This is a genomic window from Dolichospermum sp. LEGE 00246 (assembly GCF_015207865.1).
Lineage (GTDB): Bacteria > Cyanobacteriota > Cyanobacteriia > Cyanobacteriales > Nostocaceae > Dolichospermum > Dolichospermum heterosporum.
In genome coordinates this window covers 1-8590 of record NZ_JADEWA010000228.1, presented here as the reverse complement: position 1 = coordinate 8590, position 8590 = coordinate 1, and the positions used below count along the sequence as shown (strand labels likewise).

The 8590-nt window shown below is 39.1% G+C and carries 8 protein-coding genes; 2 read left to right on the top strand and 6 right to left on the bottom strand.

What is annotated here, in order from left to right; all coding sequences use genetic code 11:
- Nucleotides 1-144: 144 nt before the first annotated feature.
- The 5 genes from IQ228_RS15375 to fraC all read right to left on the bottom strand — a co-directional run bounded on the left by IQ228_RS15375 (nt 145) and on the right by fraC (nt 4886).
- Nucleotides 145-1587, bottom strand: coding sequence for a phosphoglucomutase/phosphomannomutase family protein (locus tag IQ228_RS15375; RefSeq protein WP_193963409.1), 1443 nt, complete (start codon nt 1585-1587; stop codon nt 145-147).
- 135 nt (nt 1588-1722) lie between these two features.
- Entirely contained in the window at nt 1723-2364 is a 642-nt protein-coding gene (gene purN, locus IQ228_RS15370) for a phosphoribosylglycinamide formyltransferase (RefSeq protein ID WP_193963407.1), read from the bottom strand.
- Between the two features lie 131 nt (nt 2365-2495).
- Nucleotides 2496-3275 (bottom strand): ABC transporter permease, encoded by a 780-nt coding sequence (locus IQ228_RS15365; protein WP_027402846.1) that lies wholly within the window; start codon nt 3273-3275, stop codon nt 2496-2498.
- A gap of 16 nt (nt 3276-3291) precedes the next feature.
- Nucleotides 3292-4308 carry a septal junction protein FraD gene (fraD, locus tag IQ228_RS15360; RefSeq protein ID WP_027402847.1) on the bottom strand — a complete coding sequence of 339 codons (1017 nt, stop codon included), beginning with the start codon at nt 4306-4308 and terminating at the stop codon, nt 3292-3294.
- A gap of 41 nt (nt 4309-4349) precedes the next feature.
- Nucleotides 4350-4886 carry a filament integrity protein FraC gene (fraC, locus tag IQ228_RS15355; protein ID WP_193963405.1) on the bottom strand — a complete coding sequence of 179 codons (537 nt, stop codon included), beginning with the start codon at nt 4884-4886 and terminating at the stop codon, nt 4350-4352.
- 377 nt (nt 4887-5263) lie between these two features.
- Here fraC and IQ228_RS15350 point away from each other — a divergent pair, with 377 nt between their 5' ends.
- Entirely contained in the window at nt 5264-6400 is a 1137-nt protein-coding gene (locus tag IQ228_RS15350; protein ID WP_027402849.1) for a cob(I)yrinic acid a,c-diamide adenosyltransferase, read from the top strand.
- A gap of 381 nt (nt 6401-6781) precedes the next feature.
- Nucleotides 6782-7882: a Holliday junction branch migration DNA helicase RuvB gene (gene ruvB / locus IQ228_RS15345; protein WP_027402850.1), complete on the top strand. Its 1101-nt coding sequence runs from the start codon at nt 6782-6784 to the stop codon at nt 7880-7882.
- Nucleotides 7883-7946: 64 nt separating this feature from the next.
- Here ruvB and IQ228_RS15340 read toward each other — a convergent pair whose 3' ends face one another.
- On the bottom strand, nt 7947-8303 hold the full coding sequence (locus IQ228_RS15340) for an STAS domain-containing protein (RefSeq protein WP_027402851.1): 357 nt from the start codon (nt 8301-8303) through the stop codon (nt 7947-7949).
- Nucleotides 8304-8590 lie beyond the last annotated feature (287 nt).

Sequence of the window (8590 nt, the reverse complement as noted above, 5' to 3'; positions counted from 1 at the left end):
GGTTAAAACCGACTAGGAATTAAAGTTAGAGACTTCCAAGAAATAAATTATCCTAAGAAACGAACCACAGAGGCACAGAGTACACAGAGAGAGAATTTCTGCATCAGTTTTGGGACATTTTTTTATTTGGAAGTCTCTTATCAATTAATTTGATTCTGCCCAATTTTTTGCCCAATTGAGAGTTTGATGAACTTCTTCCAGGGTTGCAGCTTCACAATAAAGGCGTAAAACTGGTTCAGTGCCGCTAAATCTAATCATTAACCAACTTTGATCAGCTAGTCGGAATTTATAACCATCAATTGTTTGACAACCGATGACTTCTTTACCCGCAATTTCTGTTAAAGGTTGGGATTGCAACTGTTTTAATAGTCGCCCTCTGACTTCCATATTTGCTAAAGGTAAATCAATCCGATCATAGCTGGATGAAAAACCAGTTTGTTGTTGTAAATAGCGATAATATTCACCTAAATCCAACCCTGATTCTACCACTGCTTCTAATACATAAAGTGCCGATAATAAAGCATCGCGTTCGGGAATATGGCTACCATAACCAATCCCACCGGATTCCTCACCACCTAGCAATACCTGGGTGGCTAACATTCGGTCAGCAATGTATTTATAACCTACTGCTGTTTCATGGATAGAAAGGTTATGTAATGCGGCTACACGGGGCATTAAGTCCGAACCGCTGACAGTTTTGACGATTTCGCCCTGAAAGTTGCGGCGCAGGGTTAAATGGTCAATTAAGATGGGAATTAGGATTTGGGAACTGAGGAAATTAGCATCTTGATCTACGGCGGCAATGCGATCGCAATCTCCATCAAATACCAAACCCACAGTTAACCCGGTTTTATGGGTTTGCCGATGGGTTTTCATAACTGTAAATAGTCGGGAAAGATACTTTGGTAAAGGTTCAGGCGCACCACCTTCAAATAGAGGATCACGGTCGCTATTAATTTCCTTAACTTGTTCCCCTAATAATCGGGCTAATCCTCCAGCCGCTGCCCCGTGCATGACATCCACAAATATTGTTAACTTGCCAGTTGCGATCGCTTCTTTGATTTTGTCGATATCAACTTTAGCGGCTAATGCTTGACAATAACTCGGCCAAGGATCAAAGGTTTTTTCCTTACCTGGAATCACTGCTGGGGCAACTTTTTCTGATAATAAAGCCTCTATCTCTTGAGTAACTTCCGGTGGTACTGAACCACCAAAAGCACTTTTAACTTTTAATCCTAAATATGCGCCAGGATTATGACTAGCTGTGACAACTAATGCCCCTAAAGCCTTGAGTTCTTTAGCCGCCCAACTGTAAGCCGGAGTGGGGGCAAAGGTTTCGCTAAACAGGACATCAAAACCCACTGCGGTGACAGCATTGGCAACCACACGGGCAAACTCTTCCGCCATAAATCGGCGGTCATAACCGATAATAATCGTTCGGCTACCCACTTGGGAAAAGTAAGTATTATGTAAAACTTTGGCTGCTACGGTTGCGACTAATGCCAGACGTTCAAAGGTAAACTCCTCACCTATCACACCCCTCCAACCATCTGTACCGAATTTGATTGGGTTAGTTACAACTGACATAAAAATATCCTAAATTTCTCACTGAGAATTTTAACATTAGTCAGTTGTCAGTTGTCAGTTGTAATAAAACTCTTCCTCTATTACCAATTACCAATTACCAATTACCAATTCCCTATTCCCTATTCCCTATTCCCTTTAACTTAACAAAGAAATTGCTATTGGTAAAATCCGATGTTCTTGGATTTGAATTCTCGCGTGTAGTGTTTCTGATGTATCATCTGGTAAAACGGGAACAGCCGCTTGAATTAAAATTTCGCCACTATCAACTTCTAAAGAAACAAGATGTACAGTACAGCCCGTAATTTTGACTTTAGCGACTAAAGCCTGTTCTACAGCTTGCACACCCTTAAAACTCGGTAATAAACTGGGATGAATATTAATCATCCGATTAGGAAAAGCGTCAATTAAAACTTGTGTGACTAATCGCATCCATCCCGCCATAATCACAAATTCTACATCATACTGCTGTAGTGTTTGGGCAACTTTATGATCAAACTTTTCTCGATTTTTGTAGTCCCGATGATTTAACAATACAGATTCTACACCCCAATTTTTAGCCCTGACTGCTGCTTTCGCATCGGGATTATTGTAAATTAAAACTTGAATTTGGGCGTTAATTTTACCATCGGCAATGGCTTGGGCAATTACTTCAAAGTTACTACCATTGCCAGAAGCCATAATTCCTAGTTTCAAAGGCTGATTCGAGGAAATTTGGTGATGATAAATATCAGGATAAATGAGACTGTCAGTAGTATTTATTGGGGAATCGTAAATCATAGACAATAATTATTTTCACAAAATTTTTTAAAGTCGAGAGTTTCAGATCCCCGACTTCTCTAAGAAGTCGGGGATCTTGTTAATAATCATCTAAATCAAATTAATCAAACAAATCATAGTTCAGACGTTATTTAAAATTCTCGTCTTAAGAAAATAATAATGGCGATCGCTAACAACATAAAACTGTAAAGTAAACTATAACCTGCATTGGCGACTAATGTGATTGGATCAGGTAGTGCTTGTAAACCGTAAACAGCATCATTCTTTAAATCTAGTCTAGATAAATCTGGCAAGATTAGATATAAACTTTGGGTAATGCGTTCCATCCCAGGATTCTGACTTAATTTACCTAATGCCACTAAATCTTGAGTAACATTCCCCATTAAATACACTGCAAATGTTAGGGATGTAGCTATTAGTGAACTGGTAAAAACGCCCAAAGTAATGGCTACGGCAGTAATTAAACATAATTGCAAAAATAAGAATAGCGTAGCCAAAAAAATGCTAATAATTGGATAGGATACTTGACCAACTTGTAAGAATCCTAAATAAATTATTGTCATTGCAGTAATGAGGACACCGATAACTGCTGATAACCCTAAATATTTACTAGCAATAAATTCACTGCGGCTGATGGGTTTGGCAATTAATACTAAAATGGTGCGTTTTTCAATTTCTTTGTTAACTAATCCTGTGCCGATAAATATAGCGACAATTAAACCAATGACGTTCATTGTTGCCAAACCAAAGTCCAAAAATATTTTATTACTGGTGGTGCCGGCAAATTCGGGAATGGCACGGAAGGCAATAGCCAGGATGATAGCATAAAAACCGATGATGTACAGAATGCGATCGCGGATCACTTCCTGAAATACATTCTTAGCCATGACGACAGTTCTAATTACATTCATAGTAATTACTTCTTCCTTATTGTTGTGCTGGTGGAGAACCCATGATAAATTTACTTGTGCGATCGCAAGTCACACGGGCAACGGTATCTTTATTATCTGTTTGTTTACCAGAGTTAGATGGTTCTATCAAACAAGATTTTTTCCAGTAATATCCTTGAGAGTTGGCACTTGGACCACCCCAAATTGTCAAAATATCTAGCCTATATCCATATCCAGGCTTGATATTGACTACACGGGGTTCAACTCGCCATAGTAGTCTTTCTTGAGATTTACCTAAATTACTATTAATCGTTCTTCTTCCCAAGTTGCCTAGTTGCTGATTAGCTTCTAGTAACCATTTTTCTACTTCACCCCAAGGTTTATTGGCAAGTTGTTGATTAACTAAAGGTTGTAATTTATTTAAAATCAAATCACCAGTTTTTGGCTTTCGTGCTGGTGGTTCTAATCTAATCACAAAAGCACTTTTCTGGAAATTATCTGCTCGTAAACTGGGATATTCTTTTAACCATTTATCTATCACAAAGTAAAACTGAAGCCAACAACTAATTAGCATACACCAAGCTAATAAAACTACAACTTTTTGACGATCTTGCAATTTAGGAAGTTTGGCTTTTGCTGATTTTCCACCTGTGCCTTCAAAGAAATTAGGTATGGCTGTAACTATGGCAGCTATGGTTGGACAAATAACTATCGTATTCGATGTTAATACACCTTCTTTGTGTCCAAAGGCAAAGACGCTCACTAAAAAGCCTGTGATTACTGCCCCAACTGGCATAAAAGTTCCGGGAATTCTTAAAGGATCGTCTGTGGTATACCAAGTTGTTCCTGCTAATAAAAATAACCAACCACAAAAGGCAATAATATCCCTAATATACCCTACGGCAAAATATGATATTCCCCAAGAAAAAACACTCAAATAGATAAATGTTTGCCATGAGTATGCTTTGGCTGGTGTCAGAAATTTTTGCACTCCTGCAAATAAATCCTGAATATATTTAAATATGCCACCTATTTCCTTCAATAAAAAGTTCATGAGATTACCTCTAATTAATGCAATGATGAATATTGATCATTTTACCGAGAGCGAATTAATATGATAAAGGTTATGGCACTGTAACTGAGTGAATTTGCTATTAATGTTGCCGTGATTAAATTAGTATTCTGCAACTTAGCTATATTGATATAACTAGCTCTTTGCTGTGAAGAAATGGTTTCTGGCTGGGTGTTTTTTCCGCCTTCACCCATAAAAATGATGAGGATCTTCATCAATAAAAATTTAACTAAGAAAGTCGCTATGAAAATAGTAAATGATAATACAATTATCATTGTACTAATGCTAGAAGCTTTAATCTTATTGAAAAATACATAATTAATCAATTCGGCTTTGATCGGGATAGGTAACATTGGTTCGACTGTGAAAAACACAATCCAGCCAATGACACTCGAAAAAACATTTAAGGCAATGGCATAAAAAATGCTGGTTCTTTTATCAAACTTTAACCATTTATGAAGAACATAGGCTTCTATGGGAATGGCAGTTAGTAAGAATAATATTTCAAAAAATATCGCCCCAATAGGCAAGATTATGGGTAGTGATAATTCATCAGACATAATGGTAACAACAAGAAAATTTTAGGAGTTAGTTATATCCCCGACTTCTTCAAGAAGTCGGGGATCTGGAGATTACGTTTTTTTGACTTAGTTGTACAGAGTATAACTGAAAGAATACGGATAATCGGCAATTATCTCATTGTTCTGACATTTATGATCTGAGTGTGACAGGATATTTAGATTAATTTTATTAATACATCTATCAAACTTGAATACGCAAATATACAAACCGCCCACCGCAGGGCGGAAGTCAAAAGTCAAAACCAAGACAGGATAGGCTTTTTAATGATTTGGGATAGTTGATTTATTTATGCCCTGCCGCACTAGATTCTAGTTTCGTTAAGATAGAGAATTGCTACTTTATAGCTTTTCAAAAGATGACAAGGAACGGTATCGGTATTCGCACAGCGCAAGTCCGTTCTGAGCGGCTTACGGGTCAAATTCACGTCTATGATGGTATTGGGAAAGGTAAGTCCCAAGCGGCTTTAGGGGTGGTTTTGCGCTCTATTGGGTTGGGAATCAATACACCTAGTGATTCTAGCCGGGTTTTATTGTTGCGGTTTCTGAAAGGGCCAGAACGGGATTATGATGAAGACGGAGCGATCGCTGCATTACAGCGCGGTTTTCCCCATTTAATTGATCAGGTTCGCACGGGGAGAGCCGAATTTTTTGGTCATGATCAAATTACAGCTTTTGATCGAACAGAAGCTGCGCGGGGTTGGGATGTAGCCAAAGGGGCGATCGCTTCGGGGTTGTATTCAGTAGTTGTCCTAGATGAAATTAACCCGGTTTTAGATTTGGGTTTGCTGTCAGTGGATGAGGTAGTCAATACTTTAAAATCTAAACCCCAAGAACTGGAAATCATCACCACTGGACGCGCAGCACCGCCACAATTATTGGATATTGCGGATTTGCATTCGGAAATGAAACCCCATCACCACCCCACAGCCGCAGAACTTTTCATTGAAGGCATTGAAATTTATACAGGTGCAGGTAAGGGTAAATCTACCAGCGCTTTGGGTAAAGCTTTGCAAGCAATTGGTAGAGGCATCAATCATCCTGGTTCTACTCGTGTATTAATTATGCAGTGGCTCAAAGGCGGTAGTGGTTATACTGAAGACGCAGCGATCGCCGCCTTACAACAATCCTATCCAGAAATTGTAGATCATCAACGCTGTGGACGGGATGCCATTGTTTGGCGGAATTCTCGTCAAGATTTAGACTATATAGAAGCAGAAAGAGGTTGGGAAATTGCCAAAATTGCGATCGCCTCTGGTGTCTATAAAACGATTATTCTCGATGAACTCAATCCCACCGTTGATTTAGAATTGTTACCTGTTGATCCCATTGTTCAAGCCCTGCTACGCAAACCTCGTGATACAGAAGTGATCATCACAGGTCGCTGTCAAAACCAACCCGCTTATTTTGATTTAGCTAGTATTCACTCTGAGGTTTACTGTCATAAACACTATGCAAATCAAGGCGTAGAATTGAAGCGCGGAGTTGATTTCTAAAGATACAGCGGTTTTCAGTTATATGAGTTACATCTTAGCCTCCTCCTCGCTTGCGGGGAGGGGGTTGGGGTCATTGGACTTCATAACATCGGTAAGTGCTGTATGGGCGGGGTTTTCCCGTCCTCACTCAAATAACGGCTACCATGATGGTAATAAAAGCTCTGGTTTCATCCTGTTCATCCTTTAATCCTGGACATCCTGATAGCGCAGCGTGGCGTTAGCCATTTCTGACAATTTACCTAACTACCAACTTACATTAATAGTAAATTTACAAAATTCAATAAATATCTATATTCTCAATGAACCCCAAATATCCTATACTGAATCTTACCTATGAATAACTAAACCCCCATTTCTGTACTTCTGAAATCCCTGAAAATTATGGCGATTATCTCCTCCAAAAAACAGCCTCCAGAACCCAACGGAGAACCCAAAAAGCAACGGGAATCAGCCAAAGTACCCCCCGCAGAAAATCTCTTGCAATCAGAAGCTGCCATTAATGAACAAGGGAAACCAGAAGAAAATATTCGTCCCCAGCGCTTTGCTGACTACATTGGACAAAAGGATTTAAAGGATGTCTTAGATATAGCCATTAAAGCCGCTAAATCTAGGAATGAGGTCATGGATCATTTGCTGTTGTATGGACCACCAGGTTTAGGTAAAACCACAATGGCGATGATTTTAGCCTCAGAAATGGGGGTAAGTTGCAAAATTACCAGCGCCCCAGCTTTAGAACGACCACGAGATATCGTGGGGTTATTGGTGAACCTGAAACCAGGAGATGTGTTATTTATAGATGAAATTCATCGGTTATCACGGATGACAGAGGAAATTCTCTATCCAGCAATGGAAGATTGTCGCCTAGATATTACAGTAGGTAAGGGTTCTAGCGCCAGAATCAGAAGTATACCTTTGTCTAAATTTACCCTAGTCGGGGCAACAACCCGCGTCGGAGCTTTAACTTCCCCATTGCGCGATCGCTTTGGCTTAATTCAAAAGTTGCGTTTTTATGAAGTCGCCGAACTTACTCAAATTGTGGTTCGCACTGCCGAATTATTACAAACTTCGGTTAATTTAGACGGGGCTACAGAAATAGCCAAACGTTCACGAGGAACACCAAGAATAGCTAATAGACTACTAAAAAGAGTCCGTGATTATGCAGAAGTAAAATCTTTTATAGAAATAAATGAAACTGTTGCAGCGGAAGCATTGCAGCTATTCCAAGTTGATCCTTGCGGTTTAGATTGGACAGATAGAAAAATGCTCAGTGTGATTATTGAAAACTTTAATGGTGGTCCAGTCGGTTTAGAAACTATCGCTGCTACCACGGGGGAAGACACCCAAACCATTGAAGAAGTTTATGAACCATATTTAATGCAAATAGGTTATTTAAGTCGGACACCCAGGGGGAGAATAGCGACTAAAGCAGCCTATCAACACATGGGTTTTAAACCCCCTAATGAACAGTTATCATTACTCTAGCTTAATATCCCCAACTTCTTAGAGAAGTCGGGGATATTAAAAGATATAAAAATACTAATTTAGTCTAAACTCCAGTTACTACTGGCTGTTGATTGGTAACAGGAGCAAAAATATCTTCGTAACTTGGGAAAATTTCAAATACTGAATCAAGCTGGGTAAGTTCCAAAATCAACTTAACTGGAGCTTTGACATTGCAGAGAACTAACTTGCAACCAGTTTGACGCGCTGATGTAAGTCCCTTAACGAGGGGGACTAATCCAGAACTATCCATGAAATCTACATTTGCTAAATCTATAACCCAGAGTTGGTGATGCTGAGGTTTAATAGCAGCCATCTGTTCGCTCAAGACTGTACCACTATCCAGGTCTATACTACCTTGGGGTTTGAACAAAATCACTTGGCGTTCTTGTGTAAGAGTCATAAATTTAACTGAGTATTTAAAACACAAAAGAAAGGGCAAACTGACATCCATACTGTTTATAATTCAACCGCATAATGACTGTTTTCGCAAAGTTTATGAGAATTAACAGCAGGACAGTGGAGAAAAAAATTTTCAGTATTTATGCCGTATAATTTGTTGATATGTCCTTCTAGTATAAGCATAATTTACCGCTAATTTCGGTAACAAACTTATCATTATCTAAATTATCTATAGCAATCTGGTTTGATTCCTGAAATTACTCGTAGGGGAGTAGGGGAGTAGGGGAG

Coding starts and splice junctions, on each gene's coding strand:
- fraC (WP_193963405.1), bottom strand. CDS start 4,886: ATGTCTGATGAATTATCACTACCCATAATCTTGCCTATTGGGGCGATA.
- IQ228_RS15365 (WP_027402846.1), bottom strand. CDS start 3,275: ATGAATGTAATTAGAACTGTCGTCATGGCTAAGAATGTATTTCAGGAA.
- ruvB (WP_027402850.1), top strand. CDS start 6,782: ATGGCGATTATCTCCTCCAAAAAACAGCCTCCAGAACCCAACGGAGAA.
- purN (WP_193963407.1), bottom strand. CDS start 2,364: ATGATTTACGATTCCCCAATAAATACTACTGACAGTCTCATTTATCCT.
- fraD (WP_027402847.1), bottom strand. CDS start 4,308: ATGAACTTTTTATTGAAGGAAATAGGTGGCATATTTAAATATATTCAG.
- IQ228_RS15350 (WP_027402849.1), top strand. CDS start 5,264: ATGACAAGGAACGGTATCGGTATTCGCACAGCGCAAGTCCGTTCTGAG.
- IQ228_RS15340 (WP_027402851.1), bottom strand. CDS start 8,303: ATGACTCTTACACAAGAACGCCAAGTGATTTTGTTCAAACCCCAAGGT.
- IQ228_RS15375 (WP_193963409.1), bottom strand. CDS start 1,587: ATGTCAGTTGTAACTAACCCAATCAAATTCGGTACAGATGGTTGGAGG.